This window comes from Mesorhizobium sp. M0174 (assembly GCF_040322275.1).
GTDB lineage: Bacteria > Pseudomonadota > Alphaproteobacteria > Rhizobiales > Rhizobiaceae > Mesorhizobium.
The window spans coordinates 1-22,034 of record NZ_JAMYTB010000015.1 but is presented as its reverse complement, the minus strand read 5'-3'; the positions used below and the strand labels follow the sequence as shown (position 1 = coordinate 22,034).

General features: G+C 61.0%; 25 protein-coding genes. 6 read left to right on the top strand and 19 right to left on the bottom strand.

Annotated elements, in window-relative coordinates; all coding sequences use genetic code 11:
- Positions 1 to 7: 7 nt before the first annotated feature.
- From NKJ13_RS23435 to NKJ13_RS23415, 5 genes are all read right to left on the bottom strand, one after another.
- Positions 8 to 211: a hypothetical protein gene (locus NKJ13_RS23435; RefSeq protein WP_352593339.1), complete on the bottom strand. Its 204-nt coding sequence runs from the start codon at positions 209 to 211 to the stop codon at positions 8 to 10.
- Positions 208 to 1,170, bottom strand: a complete 963-nt coding sequence (locus tag NKJ13_RS23430; RefSeq protein ID WP_352778493.1) for an ArdC family protein — start codon at positions 1,168 to 1,170, stop codon at positions 208 to 210. The genes NKJ13_RS23435 and NKJ13_RS23430 overlap by 4 nt, the downstream gene beginning before the upstream one ends.
- A gap of 487 nt (positions 1,171 to 1,657) precedes the next feature.
- Positions 1,658 to 1,879: a sunset domain-containing protein gene (locus NKJ13_RS23425; RefSeq protein WP_502901939.1), complete on the bottom strand. Its 222-nt coding sequence runs from the start codon at positions 1,877 to 1,879 to the stop codon at positions 1,658 to 1,660.
- Between the two features lie 73 nt (positions 1,880 to 1,952).
- Positions 1,953 to 2,180 carry a hypothetical protein gene (locus NKJ13_RS23420; protein WP_352748082.1) on the bottom strand — a complete coding sequence of 76 codons (228 nt, stop codon included), beginning with the start codon at positions 2,178 to 2,180 and terminating at the stop codon, positions 1,953 to 1,955.
- A gap of 153 nt (positions 2,181 to 2,333) precedes the next feature.
- A complete protein-coding gene (locus NKJ13_RS23415; RefSeq protein ID WP_352778491.1) occupies positions 2,334 to 2,567 on the bottom strand; it encodes a helix-turn-helix domain-containing protein in 234 nt (77 codons plus the stop codon).
- A 116-nt stretch (positions 2,568 to 2,683) separates the two neighbouring features.
- Between NKJ13_RS23415 and NKJ13_RS23410 the strand changes: the two genes are divergently transcribed.
- Complete coding sequence (locus NKJ13_RS23410; protein WP_352610886.1) at positions 2,684 to 2,965, top strand: DNA -binding domain-containing protein; 282 nt, start codon at positions 2,684 to 2,686, stop codon at positions 2,963 to 2,965.
- 95 nt (positions 2,966 to 3,060) lie between these two features.
- Here the strand turns inward: NKJ13_RS23410 and NKJ13_RS23405 are convergent, their stop codons facing one another.
- The 11 genes from NKJ13_RS23405 to NKJ13_RS23355 form a co-directional block, all read right to left on the bottom strand.
- Positions 3,061 to 4,968: a putative bifunctional diguanylate cyclase/phosphodiesterase gene (locus tag NKJ13_RS23405; RefSeq protein ID WP_352778489.1), complete on the bottom strand. Its 1,908-nt coding sequence runs from the start codon at positions 4,966 to 4,968 to the stop codon at positions 3,061 to 3,063.
- Positions 4,969 to 5,267: 299 nt separating this feature from the next.
- Positions 5,268 to 6,449 carry a 5-demethoxyubiquinol-8 5-hydroxylase UbiM gene (gene ubiM, locus NKJ13_RS23400; RefSeq protein ID WP_352778556.1) on the bottom strand — a complete coding sequence of 394 codons (1,182 nt, stop codon included), beginning with the start codon at positions 6,447 to 6,449 and terminating at the stop codon, positions 5,268 to 5,270.
- Between the two features lie 421 nt (positions 6,450 to 6,870).
- A complete protein-coding gene (gene ccoS / locus NKJ13_RS23395; protein ID WP_023679633.1) occupies positions 6,871 to 7,023 on the bottom strand; it encodes a cbb3-type cytochrome oxidase assembly protein CcoS in 153 nt (50 codons plus the stop codon).
- A complete protein-coding gene (locus NKJ13_RS23390; protein ID WP_352778486.1) occupies positions 7,020 to 9,308 on the bottom strand; it encodes a cation-translocating P-type ATPase in 2,289 nt (762 codons plus the stop codon). Before NKJ13_RS23390 ends, ccoS begins: the two co-directional genes overlap by 4 nt.
- The gene (locus NKJ13_RS23385) at positions 9,305 to 9,802 is read right to left on the bottom strand and encodes a FixH family protein (protein WP_352517892.1); all 498 of its coding nucleotides are present in this window, start codon (positions 9,800 to 9,802) and stop codon (positions 9,305 to 9,307) included. Before NKJ13_RS23385 ends, NKJ13_RS23390 begins: the two co-directional genes overlap by 4 nt.
- A complete protein-coding gene (gene ccoG / locus NKJ13_RS23380; protein WP_352778484.1) occupies positions 9,799 to 11,358 on the bottom strand; it encodes a cytochrome c oxidase accessory protein CcoG in 1,560 nt (519 codons plus the stop codon). Before ccoG ends, NKJ13_RS23385 begins: the two co-directional genes overlap by 4 nt.
- Positions 11,359 to 11,490: 132 nt before the next feature.
- Positions 11,491 to 12,354, bottom strand: a complete 864-nt coding sequence (gene ccoP, locus NKJ13_RS23375) for a cytochrome-c oxidase, cbb3-type subunit III (protein ID WP_352778482.1) — start codon at positions 12,352 to 12,354, stop codon at positions 11,491 to 11,493.
- A 2-nt stretch (positions 12,355 to 12,356) separates the two neighbouring features.
- The gene (locus tag NKJ13_RS23370) at positions 12,357 to 12,506 is read right to left on the bottom strand and encodes a cbb3-type cytochrome c oxidase subunit 3 (protein ID WP_352457387.1); all 150 of its coding nucleotides are present in this window, start codon (positions 12,504 to 12,506) and stop codon (positions 12,357 to 12,359) included.
- Positions 12,507 to 12,517: 11 nt separating this feature from the next.
- Positions 12,518 to 13,249, bottom strand: a complete 732-nt coding sequence (ccoO, locus tag NKJ13_RS23365) for a cytochrome-c oxidase, cbb3-type subunit II (protein ID WP_352474114.1) — start codon at positions 13,247 to 13,249, stop codon at positions 12,518 to 12,520.
- Positions 13,240 to 14,871 (bottom strand): cytochrome-c oxidase, cbb3-type subunit I, encoded by a 1,632-nt coding sequence (ccoN, locus tag NKJ13_RS23360; protein WP_352778480.1) that lies wholly within the window; start codon positions 14,869 to 14,871, stop codon positions 13,240 to 13,242. Before ccoN ends, ccoO begins: the two co-directional genes overlap by 10 nt.
- 604 nt (positions 14,872 to 15,475) lie before the next feature.
- Complete coding sequence (locus NKJ13_RS23355) at positions 15,476 to 16,222, bottom strand: Crp/Fnr family transcriptional regulator (protein WP_352493084.1); 747 nt, start codon at positions 16,220 to 16,222, stop codon at positions 15,476 to 15,478.
- 154 nt (positions 16,223 to 16,376) lie between these two features.
- Between NKJ13_RS23355 and hemN the strand changes: the two genes are divergently transcribed.
- On the top strand, positions 16,377 to 17,726 hold the full coding sequence (gene hemN / locus NKJ13_RS23350) for an oxygen-independent coproporphyrinogen III oxidase (RefSeq protein WP_352778478.1): 1,350 nt from the start codon (positions 16,377 to 16,379) through the stop codon (positions 17,724 to 17,726).
- Positions 17,727 to 18,286: 560 nt separating this feature from the next.
- Here hemN and queE read toward each other — a convergent pair.
- From queE to queC, 3 genes are read right to left on the bottom strand one after another with little or no spacing between them, the layout of a single operon-like run.
- Positions 18,287 to 19,021, bottom strand: coding sequence for a 7-carboxy-7-deazaguanine synthase QueE (gene queE, locus NKJ13_RS23345; protein ID WP_352474110.1), 735 nt, complete (start codon positions 19,019 to 19,021; stop codon positions 18,287 to 18,289).
- On the bottom strand, positions 19,018 to 19,374 hold the full coding sequence (gene queD / locus NKJ13_RS23340; protein WP_023679623.1) for a 6-carboxytetrahydropterin synthase QueD: 357 nt from the start codon (positions 19,372 to 19,374) through the stop codon (positions 19,018 to 19,020). The genes queE and queD overlap by 4 nt, the downstream gene beginning before the upstream one ends.
- Positions 19,374 to 20,072 (bottom strand): 7-cyano-7-deazaguanine synthase QueC, encoded by a 699-nt coding sequence (gene queC / locus NKJ13_RS23335; RefSeq protein ID WP_023679622.1) that lies wholly within the window; start codon positions 20,070 to 20,072, stop codon positions 19,374 to 19,376. The genes queD and queC overlap by 1 nt, the downstream gene beginning before the upstream one ends.
- Before the next feature lie 611 nt (positions 20,073 to 20,683).
- Between queC and NKJ13_RS23330 the strand changes: the two genes are divergently transcribed.
- The 4 genes from NKJ13_RS23330 to NKJ13_RS23315 form a co-directional block, all read left to right on the top strand.
- Positions 20,684 to 21,073 carry a hypothetical protein gene (locus NKJ13_RS23330; protein WP_352618370.1) on the top strand — a complete coding sequence of 130 codons (390 nt, stop codon included), beginning with the start codon at positions 20,684 to 20,686 and terminating at the stop codon, positions 21,071 to 21,073.
- Between the two features lie 32 nt (positions 21,074 to 21,105).
- A complete protein-coding gene (locus NKJ13_RS23325; RefSeq protein ID WP_023722056.1) occupies positions 21,106 to 21,234 on the top strand; it encodes a hypothetical protein in 129 nt (42 codons plus the stop codon).
- 91 nt (positions 21,235 to 21,325) lie between these two features.
- Entirely contained in the window at positions 21,326 to 21,505 is a 180-nt protein-coding gene (locus NKJ13_RS23320; protein ID WP_352496237.1) for a hypothetical protein, read from the top strand.
- A 242-nt stretch (positions 21,506 to 21,747) separates the two neighbouring features.
- Positions 21,748 to 22,034 (top strand): transposase (locus NKJ13_RS23315; RefSeq protein ID WP_352778477.1); only part of this gene is annotated, 287 nt, incomplete at its 3' end.

Genomic DNA, 22,034 nt, shown 5'->3' with positions numbered 1-22,034 from the left:
CTCCTTGTCAGAACAGGTCGAATTGATTTCTGCTGGCTTCATCGAAGAGGCCGATATCGAGCGGCTTTTGCGCCGCGCGCGGACACATCGGCGCGTCCATCAGGAGGGTGAGCCGATCGCGCGTGGTGATCGGCCGGACACCGGGAATGAGCATCTGCTCGCCTTGCGGCGTCGGCTCGCTCGCGGTCAGTTGAGGATCGCGCATCGTCATGCCGCAATCCCTTCCTGCGCCTCGCCTTCGGCATCGGCCTGAAGGCCGAGCAGGAAATCGGCGGCCTTGGAAGCAAGACTGGCGGCACGGAAGATGGCGCGATTGTCCTCGCGCAGCACCTTCAGCCATGAGCCGATGTAATCGGCATGACGCACGGTCGGCTCGATACCGAGATTGCTGCAGACGAAGGCGGCAGTGATTTCGGCGACCAATTCTTCACGCGCGTAAGCCTTGGAGCCGAACGAGCCGGAGAGGTCGCGAGCAAGCCGCGTCGGGTGGCCGGTCCAGTGGCCAAGCTCGTGAAAGCAGGTCCGGTAATAGTCGATCTGGTGATGGAACGCCGGCTGCGGCGGCACCTGAATGTGGTCGCTGCCCGGCATGTAGAAAGCGCGATCGCCGCCGACCCTGAAATCCGCACCGCTGGCGCGAATGAGCGTCTCGGCCTGCGGCACGATCTCGCACTGAGGCAGCGGCTCGGCGGCGGCATAGAGGTCTTCCGGAAGATTATCGCACTGCGCGACATTGAAGACGGTGAAGCGCTTCAAAAAAGGCACGGCCTGTGGTTCATCGCCCTCGTGGCGTGCGCGCTCCTTCTCGTCCTTGGGGACAAAGCGGTCGGCATGCACGATGGTCGTGCCGCGCTCGCCCTTCCTGACGTTGCCGCCAAGGACGAGCGCCTGCCGGAAGGTGAGCCAGTTCTGGCTGGGATAGCTGCGCTCGATCACCGCGCCCCACAGGATAAGGATATTGATGCCGGAATAGGTGCGGCCAGAGGATGCATTCCTCGGCAGGCCAAGGCCTGCCTTTGCCCTGCCCCATGGCTTGACCCATGGCACGGTGCCGCGCTCCAGCTCGGCAATGATGCGGTCGGTGATCTCCTGATAAAGGCTGGCGCCGGGGCGCCCGCCCTTGCCTGCGCCAGCCTCTGTGCTGGCACAACGCTTGCTGTTTGCATGCATCGTCTCATCCTCCGCTCGCCAATCGCCGCGCCTTTCCCCGGAAGCGGGATGGGCGGCGAGTCGCGACCGGAAAGGCCCGCCGTGGTAGGCGGACCGCATCCGAAGGACCGGAACGAAGAGGAGGACCCTGAGCGGCACGCGAAGGGTTGCGGGCTGCCGCGGCGGGCCTAGAAGGGAGTGCCGCCCACCCCGCGCCACCGGGAAAGGCCAACAGACAAACCGCGCCGCCCGCAAGGGCGGCGGCCGTCACAGCCCGAAGGGCTGCCCACGCCAAGGGGCGAAGCCGAATGGCCGAGACCGCCTGAGCTTGCCGAAGAAAAGCGGGCTCGGTTCACGAGCACCTGGTGCGCGTCGTCAGGCGCGCGGGCGCCCGCCAGGACGGCAGGCTGGACAGATTTTTCGAACGGATCGCGATAAATACTTCAAATGAATGCTGCACCGAAAACATGTGCGATGCAGCATTTTCGCAAGCATTTACCACAGACGCTCAGACCCGAGACTTCCGCCACCCAGCCTTGCGCGCGGCTTCCTCCGAACAAAACCAGCGCTCGCCTTTCAACAGGTTGATGCGCGTCTCCCAGTAATATTCCTGTCCGGGAACATGATAGATGCGCTCGCCCGTGTTGTAGCTGATATTGGCTTTGATGTTGCAGCCGAGAGCGGCAGGGTCGATTCGAAGGCAAGAAAGCCAGCCAGGAGTTGTCTTGATAGCGATGGTGCCCACGCTCCTTCCCTCCGAAGAGAGAATGCGACGTTTGCGGCCTGGGGTCTACAAGTCGGGTCTAATTCACCGGTCCTGTTCCGAACCATTGAATGAACGGCGCATCCTTACCCGTGATATCCTTCACCGTCTTTAACAGCGCTTCATGGGTGCGTTGGAGAGCCCGGTAATGGTTGCTGGTAGGTGATAGAAGCGGCTGGACGATGCTCTTGTGCAGCCGTTCCGCCTCCGCCAGAAAGCGCTCGATTTCAGCCTGTGAAAGCTGCTTGGAATGTTTGGTCCTAGCCATTGCGATCTCCGTTGAGGAATCGCCCCACCTAGGATTATCATCCTATATCGGCATGGCCGGGTAAAGACCCACCCGCAGCGGAATGGCAGCTTGCCGACGAAAAGCGCGCTCGGTTCACGGCACCGGCGCGAGCCGTTGGTGCGTGGGCGCCCGCTAGGACCGCAGGCTGGACAGAATCTCGCACGGATCAGCGTCAAGCGCCGCAGTTAAGTCGAGAAACTCGATGACGTCGAGACGCCGCTCTCCACCCTCGTACTTGGCCACGAAGGATTGGGGACGATCAAGTTTCTCGGCCACCTGCGCCTGAGTCAGGCCTTTGGCCTTGCGCAGGCAAACCAACTGGGCCAGAAACCGCTGGTGGCGGGGCGATCGAAGAGACTTGGGCATGTAGGCGAACCGGTCGGGTAAAGACCGGATCAGCGACTAATCCCGGTTTCGGATTATCCCATTTTGGGATATGCTGCGTTGCATCCAGCGCTCAACAGCCGAGGCTCGCAACAGGCATGAATCGATCAATGGGAACAGATGAGAGTCGAAGCTCAACGTTGAGCGATGAAGTCCCCTGGTCGGAGAACCTCACGAGCTACGACAGGGAGCATTTCACGATCTACCTGCGGATCCTGGATGCCTGCGCCGACAATGCCAGCGAAGAGGAGATGGCCGATCTCATTCTAGGCATCGACCCGGCCCTTGAACCGGTCCGCGCCCGCAAGGCTCTTCGCAGCCATATCGACCGGGCGAACTGGATGGTGACGACCGGCTACAAGGAACTGTTCGCCGGCTGACGCACAGCACGGATTGTCATGCTCTTCAAACAAGGAAGTTCAGATACCCCTCACTCATGAGCGCACGGCCGCGAGAGACGGCGCGGCGGGAGCGGTCACAACTGGTTCGCGTGCTGTTTGACTGCCATTTCCAGTGCTTGGCTCAGAGGCACAGCCTTGGAGAACAGGAAGCCTTGAGCGGTTCGGCAGCCAAGCTTGTGCAGGGTTTGCCGATCCGCCTCTGTTTCGACGCCCTCGGCCATGACCTCGATCCCGAGCATGTTACCGAGATCGATGACCGATTTGACAAGCAGTCGGTCCTCTCGGGACTTGGCCAAGCCGCGAATGAAGCCCTGGTCTATTTTGACCTTGCGTATCCGACTGTCCTTGAGCGATGCCAACGTAGAAAAGCCGGTGCCGAAGTCATCGAGCGCGATGGAAATGCCCGCATGTGAAAGCCGTCCGAGCTTTTCATCCACTCTGTCCGGGTCCACCGGGGATTCTTCGGTAATCTCGATTTCGAACATCGTTGCAGGGACGCCTTTTGCCGCCAGACCATCCAAAACCATGTCGTCGATATCGCCGGCTTCCAGTTCGCGCGGCGAAACATTCATCGCCACACGGAAATCACGACAGTCAGCTTTCACCAAGCCGTCGATAAAAGCACAACAGTCGGCGAAGACGGTTTGCGTCAGCAGCTGAAGCATTCCGGTTTCGCGTGCAGCTGTGATGATTTCGGGTGGAGAGATGGCACCATGAGTCGGATGGGACCACCTCAGCAAGGCTTCAAAACCGACCACGGCCTCGGTGTCGAGTTTCACGATCGGCTGGAACCAAGGTTGCAAGCTTCTCGTCTTTATCGCCGAATGAAGGTCCCGTTCGACGGACTGGCGGCGTTGCAGTTCCCTGTCGAGTTCGGCATCGAACAGGCAAAATTCGTTCCTGCCACGACGCTTGGCCGTGTAAAGGGCGATATCCGCCCGCAACAACATTTCGGTCAGGCCCGGGCTTTCCGCCAGGTATATTCCTATTGATGCCCCGACCCGGACGGACGCGACCTCCCGATAGGGGCGGGCAATTTTGGCTATGATATTGGAGGCGAGATCACTGGCAGAAAGCGAAACCCTCGTTGAGGGAAAAAACAGCACGAATTCATCGCCGCCGATACGAGCGAGCGTTGAGCCTTCCGGTGCTTCCTCCTCTATGCGGCGGGCGATCCTGACAAGCAGTTCATCACCGGTCCTGTGACCGTAGGTATCGTTGACGGATTTGAACCCGTCCAGATCAATCAGCATTGCCACGAAGGGGCTATCCGCAGTCTCGAACCGTCCGATAGCGTGTTCGAGGCCACGCCTGTTGAGAAGGGCCGTCAGGTGGTCCTGCCTGGAACTGGCCTTCATCTCCGCCGCAAGCCGCTCGGCCTCATGCCTCAGGCGGCTCGCTTCGCGGAACCGTGCTTGCCCAACAAACGAAGCTCGAACCAAGCCGCCCATGAAGAGCAGAACGGTAAAAGCCAGAATGTAGTCTTCAAAATTGCCTTTCGCCAAAAGGCAACCCACCGTGATGAGGAGCGGAGGTGTGATGAAGTTGATCGCCGCCGCGGCATACGAACTGCCGTATGTAACCGCACCAGCGGAAATGCCCGCCAGAATGACCAGATGCAGCGGTGCTTGAGGTGTCGTGTATCCAACAGTCAGGACGGCCAGGAAGGACCAGGCAAACCCTGCCAGAAGAGCAAGGATGCCAAACCAGCGAAGCCGCGGCAAAACCCCCACTAATCCGTCATGGCGCCCCGTTTCCTTTAGCTGATAACGCGCGAGTGCAAGGCGGGCGGCATTTATCGCATTGACGGCCAGGAACCAGATTGCAGCGGCAAAGCCGCTGCCAGAAAGGGCGTGCACCGTCAAAATCAGGCCTGACAGGATAGCGCTTATCGGCATCGACACGAAGAGGCCGGTCCTCAGGTCAGCAAGCTGATCCTGACGGATTTTGGCCTCCAGCGTGTCTACTTTCTTCGGGGCCATGGACGGACCGGCTTGCTCCCATCGTTGTTCGCGAGGACAAGCTTACGCAGGCCCACTGAAGGACGGGTTAACTATCCAGCGGGGCTAACCAGTGCGCTCACCATGTCTTCGGGGCGCACGTCTGCTCTTGGCCTTGCCGTCTGACCATCGAGCTCTTGCCCGCACGCGTGCCTTGATCCGAATCATCCCAGAATCGGCAACGTCACCATGGAAGCAGCCCTGCCAACGGCATCAACGCGCCCGGCGAGACAAAAAGCCGGGCCGAGATAGCGTTCCAGAGCGGCAGCGCTGCCTGCGATTCACCGCCTGAGCATGGCCGAAATGCCATGGCGGATAAAGGGAAGATATTGGGCAAAGCGAAGCCCCGCATGTCTTGCAAGCCGTGCCGTCGGGTGCTCGCCTGAGTAGAGAGCGACAAGTACATTCGTAGCATGATAGAGTGGTGCCGCCGACAGACGCAGCCGGCTTTCGTATCTGCCGAGCATGTCGGGATCAGCAATGTCGCGGCGCTCGCGACATGCCGCCAGGATTCTATCGGCGAGTTGCTTCTGGCCACTGAGGCCGATGTTGAAGCCATGCGCGGTCACCGGGTGCATGCCGAGGGCAGCATCGCCGATCAGTGCCGCACTCGGAGCCCAGAACTTGTGCGCCCAGGTCGTGACCAGCGGATAGGCATGGCGGGTGCTTGCCAAGGTCATCTCTCCGAGGCGTCCTCGACACCGGCTCGTCAATTCCATGAGGAACAAATCGTCGTCGAGAGCAAGCAGTCTGTCGGCCTCGCTTGAGCGCAAAGTGAGAAGCAGCGACGACACGCCTTCCATGAGCGGCAACATCGCTATCGTCTGATGGTGATCGAACCATTCGACCGCGATCTGGTGATGGGCGCGCTCGTGCCTCACCCGGCAAATCAGCATGGAGTTGCCAAGCCGATTGATGTCGGCGCCAATGCCGAGCAGGTCGCGCGTCGCGGACAAACGCGAATCCGCTGCAACGAGCAGCCGAGCGGCCAATTGCCTGCCATCAGAGAGCGTTATGACTGCTTCTTTGTGGCTGGTTGTTGCATTGACGACCGAGTGGCCGCACAGCAGCCGGGCAGGATCCTGGAAGCGGACAATCTTGAACAGGGCGTCGCGGATCCGACAATTTGGGACCAGAATTCCGAGTGGTTCCCCAGATCCGCTGGGAGAATCGAAGCTCAGGGCGAAAGGGCTCGATCCGTTGAGCACGCGCGCGCCTTGTAGCGGTGATTTGTCCGAAGCGGGGATGCCATCCCAGGCGCCGAGCTCGCGAAGGATTCCAACCGATGCGTGGGTCAGCGCGATCTCGCGACCGTCGAAAGCCGGATTCGCCAGGCTTTCGAGCGACTGCCGTTCAACCACTGCCACCTTGAGTCGGCTCTGGGCAAGCGACGCGGCGAAGGAAAGTCCGACCGGCCCGGCTCCGACGACAATAACGTCGAATCTATCGACAGAGCCGGCCATCAGCGTGCCGCCATTGCGTCGGCTATCTGCGACGAAGGGCACTGGAACGCATCGCAATCGATCCACGGTTTGCGGCTCATCTCCCAAGCGTCTCCACGCGACCTAACCGTCCGTTAGACATCCGTTCTCCGTTCAAAAATGCTCAATAAACCATGCCGATGAAGAGATAACCCTGATGTGGATCAACCAGACTCGATAAACGCGGCAACGGCGGGTTCACGGTCGACTGGTCGATCGCCACGCCATGGTCTGGTCAGGTCATCATGGAATGGCCGGCTTCCCGTTCGGTGCGGCCCTTTCCTGGCCGAAAGTTCGGCAACGTATTCTGGCTGATCCGTTCGCACCCGTCGCGCGCCGAAATCGGCATGACGCGAAGCAACCGCGGAAAATATTCGAGCGAGTCCTCGCAGGGCAGGCTGGGTCAACTGCGTGGCTCGTCGCGGTCGATCAGGATCCGCTCGGCGGCGCCATCGAGATCTTCATATTGGCCGCTCCTCAAGGCCCACAGGAACCCCGCCAGCCCAAGCGCTCCGAGGAACAGGGCCACAGGTATGAGGTAGGCGAGCGTCGTCATGAGGATTGTGCCAGTGCGCCAATGTCGGAGCGCCTGTCATGTCGGGCATCTTGCACCGATGCACTTGACACGAAACCTTGCAGGCGTAGCGCATTGCCGATGACCAGGAGGGAGGAGGCGGACATCGCGACCGCCGCGACGAGTGGCGTAACGTGCCCCAGAATGGCGACCGGCACGGCGATGCCATTGTAAACGATCGCGATGGCGATGTTCTGCCGGATCAGCCGTCCGGCCCTCCGCGAAATGTCTAAAGCAAGTGGGACCGCCAGGAGACTTTTACGCAGGAACACGAAATCCGCGGCGTTGCGCCCGATATCCGCCGCCGTGGCCCGAGCGATCGAAACGTGTGCGGCGCCCAATGCAGGCGTGTCGTTGAGCCCATCTCCGACCATCAGCACCTTGTGGCCAGTTCGGGTCAATGCTTCGATCTGTTCGACCTTCCCGGAGGGAAGCAACGCGGGAAGGAAGCGCTCGACGCCCAGTGCTTCCGCCACCTCGCCGCAGGCAGCTTCTGTGTCGCCCGACAGCATCTCCACCGACACGCCGGCGCCGTTCAGTTGCTCGATGGCCGCCTTGGCATCGGCACGCAGCTCATCCTCGAAATCGAAAGTCGCGACAATGACCCCGTCCTTCGTCAGAACGGTTCCGCCATAGCCTTGTTTGCCTTCGCCGCCGGTCCGGGCTTTCAACTCACCCCATCCGCGGCGACCCAGCCGCCAGGTACTGCCCTCGGCGATGGCTTCGATGCCGAAGCCCGGATGCTCGCTGACGGACGCGAGTTTCGGCTGGCCGGCAAAGGCTGCATTGCCAGCGATTGCCTTCGAAAAGGGATGGCGGGAATGCGCTGCCATCTCGGCCGCCATGGCGAGCATCGTCGGATCGATGGACGGCGCATTGATCAGCCTGGGCAGTCCGAGCGTAAGCGTGCCGGTTTTGTCGAACAATGCCGTGTCGATCCCGGCCAGGCGCTCCATGGCGGAGCCGTCCCTGACCATGACGCCGCTTTCAAACAGCCGCCGCGCAGCGACCACCTGCACGATCGGCACGGCGAGACCGAGCGCACACGGGCATGTAATGATCAAAACGGCGATCGCGATTGTTATTGCCCGGTGCCAGTCGCCGGTCGCCGCCATCCAGCCGAGGAACGTCACAAAGGCGGTGAGGTGGACCACGGGGGCGTAGAGCGCGGAGACGCGATCGGCGATCCTGCGATGGCGGGCGCGGCCGCCCTCTGCCGCTTCCATCAGCCGAACCATTTCGGCCAGGAAGGAATCCTTCGCGGCGGCCGTCGCCTCGATGGTCAGCGGACCGGTGAGATTGAGTGTACCGGCCTGGACCTGCGCCCCCGGGCCCACCGTTCTGGGCGTGCTTTCCCCGGAAACCAGGGAACAGTCGAGATCCGACGCCCCGCCAATGATCCTGCCGTCGATGGGCATCCTCTCGCCGGCCGCGATCAAGAGCTCCATTCCTGGTTCGATCTCGCCAACCGGCAAGTAGTCGCGCGAACCATCCTCGCGCAGCACCATGGCGCCGCGCGCCGCCAGCCGAGCCAGTCCGTTCACGGCCGTCCGTGCCCGTTCCCGCATCACGTGATCCAGCGTGCGGCCGATCAGCAGAAAGAACAGCAGCGACACCGACGCGTCGAAATAAGCATGGTCGCCATGGTTGATCGTCTCGTAGAGGCTCATGGCGTAAGCGAGCGATACCCCGACCGCGATCGGCACGTCCATGTTCATGCGGCTGTGGCGCAGCGCATTCCAGGCCGAGCGAAAATAGATGCCGCCGGCGAAAGCGAGCGCAGGAATGGCAATCAAGGCCGAGACCCAATGGAACAGGTCGCGGGTCGCGCCTTGCGCGCCGGACCAGACGGAGACTGATAGCAGCATGATGTTGCCCGCCGCAAAGCCGGCGACCGCGACGGCGCGGATCAGTTCCGAGAGCGTCCTGTCCTTCCCGTCAGCCTCGGGATCGAACAGGTGCGCGCCATAGCCCAGCCGTCCAAGTGTGGCGACGAATGGCGGAACCTCGTCGCCGCGCCACCGGACCGAAACACGTTTCGTTGAAAGATTGACACGAGCGCCTTCGACGCGATCCAGCTTGCCGATCGCCGTCTCGATCGTCTGGATGCAGGCGGCACAATGCACAGCCGGCACCGAAAGGTCGGTCTGGCGAAGATTTTCGCCAATCGAGCGGCTCGCCAGTCTGATTTCCTGGCCAGAAGGCAGGACCAGTGTGACCTTTTCCAGGTCCAATGCCATTTCGGCGCCTGGCGCGCAGCAGCTCATTGCAGCGCCCCGTGGGAAATCATGATCCGGCGAACGTCGCGATAGGGTTCCGCAAGGCTCGCATCGGCGTCGATTTCGACGATCCAGACGCCATCCGTGGGCATGTGGTGCGCGGCGAATATCTGACCGGAGGCAGCGGCAAGAGTGACGGATTTGTCCTCGGCCTCGTAGGCGGGATGACGAAACAGCACCTTGACGCCATGCAAGGCAACCGGCTTGCCGACAGCATCGGTGAGGCTGTAGCGGACCTCACCGCCTGCGATGGTCAGTTTGCCAGTCCAGCCGAGGGCTGCCTGAGCTCGCCCCTCCTCGGCCTTCTTGTTGAACTGCTGGCTCGCCACATAGGTGTTTTCGACGACAAGGCCGGTCCAGCTCGTGTTGGCGAGCGTCGCCATCGTCAGATTGACCGCTATGACCACGCCGAAGAAGCCAAGGATGGTGAACAGCATATGCCTGCCGGTGAATTCGCGGGATTGTCGCGAGGTGTCGCTCATCTGGCGATCTCCGGTGCGTTGAAAGTGGCCGTGTATTCGTCCGACTCGAACGTTGCCTTGTTTTCGACCCGGAACTTGAAGCTTTGCGCTGCACCCCGAACCTGATCTGCCGGCTGACGCACGAAAACCTTGAGCATCTTGAGCCGGTCGGGTTCGACCGGGATGGCGAAGGAGCGATCCGCCGCCAGGTCGATACCGACAACGCTCATTTCGGCTCCATGCAGGCCCTGCATCGTGACAATGATCGTTCTTGGTTCGGGGATCATGTTGAGCAGCTTGACGGTGTAGCCGTTGCGGATCGAACCGTCGGACAGCGTCACGAACTGCGGGTTGCGATCGTGCAGGACATTCAATTCGAGCCGTTCGCGGGTTAGCAGCGAATAGAGCAGCGCGAGACCGACCGCCGACCAGGCGCCCATGTAGATGAAGGTGCGCGGGCGAAAGATCTTGCGGATATGGAAACGGGCCACCTTGTCGGAGAACAGGCCGTCAGCGCTCCTGACCGGTGGCGGGTTGACTGAACCGGAGCCGCCCGGGGTCGCCAGCCTCATATTGGCGTTGTAGTCGGCCAGCGTCGCATAGGAAATCAGTCCGCGCTCCCTGCCGAGCTTGTCCATGATACCGTCACAGGTATCGATGCAGAGCGCGCAGGTGATGCATTCAAGCTGCTGGCCATCACGAATGTCTATCCCCATCGGGCACACCGCGACACAGGCATTGCAGTCGACGCAGTCGCCGACGGGCTGCCCGGCGGCAAGGACCCTCTTGGCGTGACGCGAGCGCGGTTCGCCGCGCCAGTCATTATAGGTGACGGTGAGGGAATTCTCGTCGAGCATGGCCGCCTGGATGCGCGGCCATGGGCACATGTAGGTGCAGACCTGCTCGCGCATCAGCCCGCCGAACGTATAAGTCGTCGCCGTCAGCACGGCGACGGTGATGTAGGCGACCGCGGCTGCGGTGCCCGTGAAGAGTTGGCCGAGCAGGGTCGGCGCGTCGGCGAAATAGAAGATCCACGCGCCGCCGGTCGCCGCACCTATGACCAGCCAGATGGCGTGTTTCCATGTTCGCAGCACGAGTTTGCGCGCAGTCCAGGGCCCGGCATCGAGCTTCATGCGCGCGTTGCGGTCGCCCTCGATGGCTCGCTCGACGACCAGAAACAGATCGACCCACACGGTCTGCGGGCACGTATAGCCGCACCAGGCCCGGCCGACGGTGGATGTGATCAGGAAAAGGCCGACACCGGCCATGACCAGCAGGCCGGCGACGTAGTAGAATTCCTGCGGCCATATCTCGATGAAGAAGAAGTAGAAGCGGCGGTTGGCAAGATCGACCAGCACGGCCTGGTCAGGGGCAAATGGCCCGCGATCCCACCGCAGCCAGGGGGTCAGGTAGTAGATCCCCAGCGTGATTGCCATCACCGACCACTTGAAGCGGCGGAAACTGCCAGAAGCCCGGTTCGGGAAGATCTTCTTGCGTCCGGCATAGAGCGGCTGACGGGTCTTGGCGGAGTTGACCGCATTGGCTTCGAGCCGTTCTATTTGCGTGTTATCGAGCACGAGAAGCTCCAGTCACCAGCGACGATTTCGCCGGAAGCCCGACCCGTCGGTTTCTGGATGATGCCGAGGCCCGGCTCGCGCCGGGCCTCGTCGCTTGGCGGTTGGGGGGAGGACGAGAATAGGCTTGCGTTCCTATTCTCCGCCGCCAAGCGAATGGACATAGACCGCGAGTTCCTTGACCTTGATCTCGCCGAGACGCCCGATCCAGGCCGGCATGACGCCATGCCTCGGGGCGCGGACCTGCGCGGCGATGGCTGTTTCGCCAGACCCGTAAAGCCAGATCGCGTCGGTCAGGTCGGGTGCGCCGAGCTCCCTGTTGCCCTTTGCATTCTCACCATGACAGGCCGCACAATTCTCGGCGAAAACATTGGCGCCGAGTTCGATCAGGCTTGTGTCCTGAACAGGATCGGAGAGGCTTGCGACATAGGCGCCGACCTGCTTGATCTGATCCGTCGTGATGATGTCGCCAAAAGCAGGCATTTCCGACAGGCGCGTATCCGGGTCTGATGCGAAGCGGATGCCGTGCGCAATCGTCTGCTGGATCTGTTCGGCGTTGCCACCCCACAGCCAATCGTCGTCGTTTAGGTTGGGAAAACCCTTGGACCCTTGAGCGCCCGAGCCATGGCACTGCACGCAATTGACCTTGAACGCGGCGCCACCTGCGGCGATGGCGAATTCGCGTAGCGTATTGTCGGCTGTAATCTCGGAGACGGTCTTCGCCTGAATGGCAGCGACAAATTTACCCTTGGCCACTTCGGCCGCCGCCAGTTCATTCTTGACGTCTCTGCGGCTCGAATACCCCAGCACACCCCTGGTCGCGGAAGTCAGCATCGGCCATGCCGGATAGACGACGCTGTAGCCGATCGCCCAGGCAATGGTGATGTAGAAGGTTATGACCCACCAGCGCGGAAGCGGGTTGTTGAGTTCCTTGATGCCGTCCCACTCATGGCCGGTCGTCGAGATGCCCGAAACCTCGTCGATATGCTCGCTGCCCATGATCAGTCGTCCTTGAGAGGAATGTGAGCGGCTCTCTCGGCTTGCCTGCGGCTGCCGGGACGAAATGCAAAGGCAACGCATCCGAGGAAGAAAAGTGCCATGGCAAGCAGGCCCCAGCTGTCGGCAAACTCCCGCATGAAATTGTAGGTCATCGCCATTCTCCTCAGCGGTAACCGGCGGCTTCGTCATAGGTCCTGAAATCGACCAGCGTGCCGAGCATCTGGAGATAGGCGACCAGCGCATCCATTTCGGTGACCTGCTGCGGATCGCCGTCGAAGTCCCCAAGCTTGGCCTTCGGATAGCGTCTCTCCAGGCCCGATGTATCGGCATTCGCATCGGCCTGCGCCATGAGATCGGCATTGGCATGAGCGATCATGTCGTCTGAATAGGGCACACCGACACGGCTGTTGGCGATCAGATGCGTCGAGAAATCCTTCACCTCGATTGGCATGTCCTTCAGGAACGCGTAGCTCGGCATGATCGATTCCGGCACCACCGAACGCGGCTCGGTGAGATGCTGGACGTGCCATCCGTTCGAGTAGCGGTCGCCGACCCGGGCGAGATCCGGCCCGGTGCGCTTCGAGCCCCACTGGAACGGGTGGTCGTACATCGACTCGGCCGCCAGGCTATAGTGGCCGTAGCGCTCGACCTCGTCGCGGAACGGCCTTATCATCTGGCTGTGGCAGAGGTAACAGCCCTCACGCACATAGATGTTGCGCCCGGCGAGCTCGAGCGGCGAATAGGGCCGCATGCCTTCGACCTTCTCGATGGTGTTGTCGAGATAGAAGAGCGGCGCGATCTCGACGATACCGCCGATGGTTACGACCAGCAGGGACCCGAGGAGAAGAAGTGTGGCGTTCTTCTCGATGACCGCGTGTCTGTCCATCAGGCCCATTTTCTGGCTCCTGATCGCACAGGCTGGAGGGCGGGGATGGAGCGCGGCATCGGATCCTCCTCGCGCTGGTAGCCGAGGATGGTCATGGCGATGTTCCAGGCCATGATGAGGGCGCCCGACAGATACATCGCGCCGCCGATGGCACGCATGATGTAGTAGGGATGCATGGCGGCGACGGTTTCGGCGAAGGAGTAGACCAGGAAGCCCTGCTCGTTGTATTCGCGCCACATCAGGCCCTGCATGATGCCGGACACCCACATCACCGCCGCGTAAACGACGATCCCAAGCGTCGCCAGCCAGAAGTGCCAGTTGACGAGCCGCAGCGAATAAAGCCGGTCGCGGTTCCATAACTTCGGGACCATGAAATAGATCGCGCCGAACGAGATCATGCCAACCCATCCGAGCGCGCCCGAATGGACGTGACCGATGGTCCAGTCGGTGTAGTGCGAGAGCGAGTTGACGGCCTTGATTGACATCATCGGGCCTTCGAAGGTCGACATTCCGTAGAAGGCGATGGCCATCACCATCATACGGATGATCGGGTCGGTGCGCAGCTTGTCCCAGGCGCCCGAGAGCGTCATCAGGCCGTTTATCATGCCGCCCCACGAGGGCATCCAGAGCATGATCGAGAACACCATGCCGAGCGTCTGGGCCCAGTCCGGCAGGGCGGTGTAGTGGAGGTGGTGCGGACCGGCCCAGATGTAGAGAAAGATCAAAGCCCAGAAGTGGACGATCGACAGCCGGTATGAATAGACCGGTCGGTTGGCCTGCTTGGGCACGAAATAATACATCATGCCGAGGAAGCCAGCGGTGAGGAAGAAGCCGACGGCGTTGTGGCCGTACCACCACTGCGTCAAGGCATCCTGGACACCGGAAAACGCTGAATAGCTCTTTGAACCCACGAACGACACGGGCATCGACAGGTTGTTGACCACATGCAGCATCGCGATGGTGACGATGAAGGACAGATAGAACCAGTTGGCGACGTAGATGTGCGGTTCCCTGCGCTTCAGGATCGTGCCGAGGAACAGGGCGAGGTAGGCGACCCATACAATGGTCAGCCACAGGTCCACATACCATTCGGGCTCGGCGTATTCGCGGCTCTCGGTGATACCGAGCAGGTAGCCGGTTGCCGCCATGACGATGAACAGCTGATAGCCCCAGAACACGAACCAGGCGAGATCGCCGCCGAACAGACGCGCGCGGCACGTGCGCTGCACCACATAGAGAGACGTGCAAATTAGCGCGTTGCCGCCGAAAGCGAACACAACACCGGATGTGTGCAGCGGCCGCAGTCGGCCGAAATTGAACCAGGGCTGGATGTTGAGATCCGGGTAGGCGAGCTGCAGGGCGATGACCACGCCGACCAGCATGCCGACGACGCCCCAGAATACGGTGGCGATGGCACCGTAGCGGATCGGCCCATCCATGTAAGCGGCGGGGTCGATCGGAACTGCCGGCTTGAACTCCGTGTTGCGCAACAGAATCGCAGTGAAGCCAGCCACGGCGAAGAACAAAACCCACATATGCCGCCGAAAAGGTTCATCTACGCCGAAGCCGGCAGCCACCAGGGCCGCAAACGCAAACAGGCTTAGAAGGACGATCTCTGTGCCGAATTTCATCGCAAGCCCCGATTTCCGATTCCGGCGGGCGCCAAACCGCAGTGCCTTATTGCGCAGCCGTGGCCTGCTCGCCCTGATCCATGTCAGAGCCGCACGATTTTGCTTCGAGCAGCATCGAGTTCGGTGCGATCAGACTGTGGCGATCGAATGTGGAAGCGCAGCACCGGCCGCCACGCTTATGGACAGGCCCGGCGTCCCCGGTCTGGCCGGGTATGGAGGCGATCGCGGGCGTGTGGGAAGCGCGCCTTCTGTGACGCTGGAAAGTAGGCCGATGCCTTGCCGAACGTCGATCGTTTCAATGCCTTGGGACAGCCAGCGCCAGCGTTGCGCTGCCTTCGTGACATTCATGATTCGGGGGAACGGCAATTTTCCCCTGCGTATGAGGCGTATTGACTTCGGCCGAGTGCGATCCTGCCTGGAACAGCCGGTTGCACGTCGAGCACCTCGAGGATGGATGCTTCGCCGACGAGTTGGCCGAAACGCACCTGGCTCATCCGATCGGATGGAGAGCGGGCTATCGCTATGCGACTTCTTCTAAGCCCAACGCGAGCATGCCCTGCCCCGAACGAAGTAAGTGACGTAGGCCATGCAGCTTCGGTGTCATTCAAAGGGCGGTTGCGCCTCGGCCGCCGCAGCGCCGTTCCAGCCGGCTCATGCTGTCCACGGTGACACGGCGGTTGTTCTCGATCCGAATCACGCCGTCCATTCTCAGGCTGGTCAGCTGACGGCTCACGGTCTCGTTTGTAATTCCAAGGAAATCAGAGATGTCGGCACGCGTCATCGGCAGCTCGAAGCACGCCGACCTAGCCGCCGGGTCAACACTGGAACCGATGTTCCGGGCGATCATGAGGAGAAAGCTCGCCACCTTCTCCGGTGCGGTCTTGCGCCCCAGAGTCACCATCCATTCGCGTGCCTCGTCGAGTTCGTTCAGCGCCTGCTTGAGCAGGCGATGCACAAATTCCGGTGATTCCTTCATCATCCGTTCGATGGCCGCTCTCGGAAACGAGCATAGCGAGACAGCTGTTGCCGCTTCCGCATTGATCGCGCTTTTCATCTTGAAGGGCCGTCCCAGAAAATCCGGCGCGAACTGGAGACCGACGATCTGCTGGCGGCCGTCCGAAAGGCTCTTCGTGAGCTTCACCACGCCTGAAAGCACGTTTGAATAACAGTCGACCGCCTCGGCGTCGCCGATCAGTTCGACCCCCGGCTCGATATTGTGCCGCGACGACGTCTTGGCGAGCTGAGCCAAATGGTCTGGTTCGAGCGCACCACAGACACCGCGGTGCCGTGCCTCGCAAGACAGGCAAAGAACGGGAATGCCGGAACTGTGAATGTCCTGCCGTAATGTCATTCGATCGCTCTACCGGTCCAGTGCGGGCAGGATAGCAATCGACGGTAGAAAAATCCTTGCGGCAGTTTGTCCGTGCTGAACGTTGATCGAAATCAGGGCTTAGGCTCATCCAAGCATCCACAGTTCCGGCGACGCAAACACGGTGGACCACGACATGCGACTGGAGCTAGCTGCCAGACTTGGCGAGAACGTCCCGCGCTATACCAGTTATCCGACAGCGCCGCATTTTCATACAGGCATTGATGCTGCAATTTGTCGTGGCTGGCTGCAGGCGCTCAACGATGGCGATGAGATCTCGCTCTATCTGCACATCCCGTATTGCGACAAGCTTTGCTGGTTCTGCGCTTGCCACACCAAGCAGACACGCCACTACGAACCAGTGACCACATATCTGCGCTCACTGCATGCCGAGATCGCAACCGTCTCCAGTCTTGTCGCAGGCAAGGGCCGCGTGCGTGCCGTCCATTTCGGCGGCGGTTCGCCAACGATGCTCAAACCGGAGGATCTGGTGGCGCTGGGAACCGTCCTGCGCAACAGCTTCACCTTTCTCCCCGGTGCAAAGATCAGCGTTGAGATCGAACCCAACGATATGGACGATGCCCGCCTCGATGCACTTGCCGAAATCGGCATGACAAGGGCGAGCCTCGGCGTCCAGGATTTCGACCCGAAGGTGCAGAAAGCGATCAACCGCGAGCAGAGCTTTCTGCAGACCAAGACGGTTGTTGATGGCGTTCGTTCGCGCGGCGTCGAATCCGTCAATCTCGATCTGCTCTACGGCCTGCCGCATCAGACCAGGGAGAGCGTCGCCTCCACGGTTGCACAGGCACTGACCCTGGAACCGGATCGGATCGCGCTTTTTGGCTACGCCCATGTGCCGTGGTTCAAGAAACATCAGACGATGATCGACGAGGCATGGCTGCCGGGTCCGGCGGAGCGGTTTGCCCAATCGCAACTGGCGGCGCGGGCGATCATGGACCAGGGATACGAAGCAATCGGGCTCGACCATTTCGCCAAGCCGGGCGATGCCCTCGCGCTTGCCGCCCGCGCCGGAACACTGCACCGGAACTTCCAAGGCTACACCGAGGACCGCTACGAGACCTTGATCGGCCTCGGCCCATCGTCCATCAGCCAGTTTCGCCAGGGCTATGCACAGAACATGCCTTCGACCGCCGAGTATGGGCGCATGGTCGAAGACGGCGGGCTGGCTGCGGTCCGCGGCATTGCGCTTTCCGAAGACGACCGCGCTCGCGGCTGGATCATCGAGCGATTGATGTGTGACTTCGCCTTCTCGGCGATTGAGCTGGTGGAGCGCTTTGGCGAAGCCGGCCAAAGACTTCTCCTCAAGGCGAGTTCCACGGCCCTCCAAGATCCTGCGCGGTTGCTTGAACTTGATGGTGACCGCTTCGTCGTGCCTGCGGAAAGCCGGCCCTTTGTCAGGAGCATCGCGGCAAAGTTCGACAAATATTTCGAAATTGGAACGGCCAGGCACTCAGCGGCAGTCTGAGCACCGCAGAGGAACGGTCATGGTTCTCAGTCGATCGTGAACCGATTGCGCTACGTTTTTCACTGTTGACCGGCGACCGTCGTGTCAAGACAGGATTCGGAGCGGACCAGACGCGTCTTGGCATAGCGACGATATCGTCCGGTCGTGCCTTCCGGCGCCGTATTCCATTTCGCAGTCCCTGAAGCGCCACGTCGAGTCCGGCCTCTTTTCTGTATCGGAAGCAGTCGACAATCGTCCTGGCCAGATCATGGTTGTCGGCCGACAGCTCCCTTCGGCCTTGCAACGAGAATCCGCAAGGACCGTGCCAGCTGCAGCAGGCGCCGCCGGATCGCAACACCATACTATTCCACCCGTGGCTCGCGCTAACCTTTGATTGGTTCCCGCCAGGCCGACGCCCGTCGAAACCGAGCCTCGGCAACAATCCTAATCGTAAGCGGCTGGCCACGCTCTTGGTGCCGGTGGCAGAAAGTCCGCAAGCACCCCGGCAGCGCCGTCAAGCGTGGGACAACCCGTCCACCCGAATATCCGCCGGCGCAGTTTCAGTGAAAAGCGGGCCCAGGCTAGACGGCTCTCTTGTTACCCCAGAGCATAACGTGCAGCTGCGGCAGCACACGGGCTTCGAACCACCTGTCGCGGGTCACGCTATCAACCAGCCACTCCATGCGCTTCAATATTCCGTCAAGGTCGACAGGCGCGTCTTCATTTGCGGGGCGTGGCGGCGTGTGATTGCCGGGTTGCAGATAGATCGGAAGCCGCGGAAATCTCGCAGCGGCGTCTTTCGCGTAGGCGTAGTCACTTTCGTCGAAAACAATGAGCTTGAGCACGACTTGCGGCCTGCCTTGTGCCGCCTGGAGGCACGCCTCGAAAGCGGCCCAATCGGTCGTCATTTGGCTTGACGGCGGCTTTGGGCTGAGGACTAGCACGTCAAGGTCGGCAAACCAGTCCCTGGCCACCGAACCTTGGGTTTCCAGCGCAAAACGGTAACCTTCACCATGGCCTCGCTCGATGAGCGCGCCGAGCGGCTGGATGGCCGGATTGCCGCCTGACAGCGATACCATCAGCGGGCGGCCACCGGAAAGCGCAAGCACGTTTTGCCACACCGCGCCAATGGACATCATCTCCCATTCATGGCGGAATTGATTGTCCACCGCATGCAGGCTGTCGCACCAGGAACAGCGATAGTCACACCCGCCGGTTCTGACGAAGACCGTCGGCAAACCGACGAGCACGCCCTCGCCCTGGATCGTCGGCCCGAAAATCTCACTCACGCGGATTGCGGGATGCGTATCGGTCATGGCCGGTATTCCGCCCAGGTTTTCGGCGTTTCGCTCACCCGCACGGCCGAGGTTTCGGGCAGGCGTGCCTTGCACCATTCATAAAAATGTCTGGCCAGATATTCCGCCGTGACTTGCTCATGTCCCAGCACGTCGTTGAGATGTCGGTGGTCGAAGCTCTCGTCGATGTAGCGTTTGAATGGCGCCAAATCGTGATAGTCGCGCACGAAGCCGTTCTCGTTCAGTCCATTCGCTGAAAGCTCCACTTCAACGATGTAGTTATGCCCGTGCAGGCGCGCGCATTGGTGATCGGGTGGCAACGAGGTGAGCTGATGCGAGGCTGAGAAGTGGAATTCCTTGGTGATGCGGAACATTACGCGGTCCTCCTTCGTAGCGCATCGAGCCAGAAGTCGGAGTCCTCGTAGTCGGTGGGGTCCGGCTGCCCAGAGAGATGAAACGCCTCGCGCCGCTCGACGCAGGTCCCGCACCTCCCGCAGTGACGCTCGGCGCCCTTGTAGCAGGACCAGGTCTGCGCAAATGGCGTGCCGTATGCTGCTCCATTCCTAACAATGTCCGCCTTCGTGAGATTCACATAGGGTGCATAAATGCGAATTTTCGCGTAGCCGTCGAGCGCGTGGTCCTGCATCATCTGGAAAGCGTCGATGAAGGCCGGACGGCAGTCGGGATAAATGAAATGATCCCCACCATGCACGGCCGTCGCCACCGCGTCAGCGTCGTGCGCTGCGGCGAAGCCGAAGGCAATGGCCAACATGATGGCGTTGCGGTTCGGCACCACCGTGACCTTCATCGTGTCTTCGGCGTAGTGCCCGTCGGGCACGTCCACATTATCGGTCAGCGCGGAGCCGGAAAGGCCGCCGCCGATCTCGTGGATGTCGATGATGCGGTGCGGGACGCTCAGTCGCTCCGCGCAAAGGGCGGCGAAGCCCAATTCCTTCCTATGACGTTGGCCGTAATCGAAAGATAGGAGGCCGGCGAGTTCGTGCTCCGCTGCCACCTTGTGAGCAAGGGTAACCGAGTCCAATCCGCCGGAGCAGACGACGAGAGTCTTCATCATTGGGTCCTTGTTTTAACCGGGTAGGCTGCGACCGGAGATTTCTCTGCGCTCCCAGTACTTCAGGAAATCCATTTTGTGAAGTGAACGGGGGACGAGTTTCATGCGCTGACGTGCCGCTGTGTGCAAGGCGCCCTCGCGGTGAGTCTGCAAGGAACACGGACTAGCGGAACGTCACGCTTCAGCGGAATGCTCAAAGGCGAGCGCACCAGAATATGCTCTGCAGGAGGTCCGGACCTTCGTAAACAAAGTTCTCGACGATCAAGCGCCCGGCGGTCCCGAGCTTCGAGGGACGCCACCGCGAGGGTTTCAGGTACAAGACGGCCCGAGGTTGGGCTTGCCGCAAGAGAACGGACTTACCAGTGGGATGTTCAGCGACGCCGATGCAGATGCCTGGAATGATCACGACATCAATTGTCGCGGCAACTTTGGCTGGCCTGCTCCTCGGGTTCCGTAGATCCAGCGCATTCCGCTTCAGGATCGGTTCGAACCGGAGCACGCCCTCGGTCAATGGACGACCGGCAAACCCTGAATGATCGGTCGTGAGCCGACATCTGTGAACAAGCAGTGTGGTCGATTGCTATCACCCATGTGTTGCGCGCAGGTACCTTATGGCAGTGGATGAACTGGATTTGATGGTTTTACAGCTGGCGGTCGAAAGCGTCCGGTCGCTCTCCTTAAGCTTCGCTGAAAAGGCCGCCGAGGTAGCCACCAGGAGCCGCGGCATCCTGCTTTTCGACGTGCGGGTCGACGGTGACGCGGAGGTCCAGCGGGTCGCAGCCATCCGATATCAGGGCGACCAGATCGGCGTGCTGGCGTTGGACAGACAGGGCCTTGTTACCCACCATTGCATCGTCAACGGTACATTCTCACATTTCACTGCGCCCTTGGAGAACTGGCACAACATGCCCCTGTCGATGCAGGCCAAGATCGATGCCAACGGCCATGCCAGTCTCTTCCTAGGGGCCTTGCGAAATGCCGGACATTTGCTGGGCAGCTAGCATTTGGCCAGAATGCATCTGTGAATTTTTGCATGCGCATCGCTGCCGACAGCGCCGGCATGATTGTCGTGCTCGAAAACGGCTGCGGCGATCGCGGCAAAGCGATCGCCGCGATGATGGCGATCTACGCGTGGGCGTTGCATCGATGCGCGATCGTTTAGACAGAGGTCTCCGCCCGCATCGAGCAACATGCACGGAGGTACGCAAAGCGCAAATGCATCAAGTATTTGAAGGGACGAGCCCCTCGCGCAAATGGAGCTTGCGCTGCCGTTGTCGTCCCATCGTGCCGCCGAACTCGGGGGCGTGACGATCGACCACGATGGCCTATTTTTTTGCAAAGCCGAATGTCCCGATTCCGAAGCCAAGGAAAAAACTCCGACCACAGCGAAGAATAGTAACAACACGGGCGACGCAAGCCGCCTTGCCCTCTAGCAGGGGAGGTGCTTGCGGTGCTCTCACCGACACAAGATCGCAAATGGCACGTGGGTGAGCACCAGAACTGGCGACACGCATGGTGATCGGCTTGACTCGCTGGAGGAAGCACAAGGCCTCAGTGGGCGGAGGCGCCAGCGACGGTCGAATACTGGCTGGCTGCTCGGGATCTGATCGTTGAAATGACGTAGGATTTGGTTGCTTAAGCCGATCCGAACCATTTCCCGGAGACCACACCCACCATGAACGATCTTGCGCTGCCGCGGAGCGGTTTGTCATCAGTCGGCGGCAAGTCCGTCGTCGCCCGTTTCGACGGCGGCATGCTGTCGTCCAACAGCGGCGTTCTGGCCTTGGCCGAGGTGGAAAAGCAGTTGCGGGTGGCCGAGCGTCTGGCGCGTTGCATCGACGATCCGCGCTGCCCGGACGAGGTCGTCCACAGCCTGGCGGACATGATCGGCTTTCGCATGAAGATGATCGCCGCCGGCTACGAGGACGGCAACGACGCCAACCGGCTGCGCCGCGATCCGGT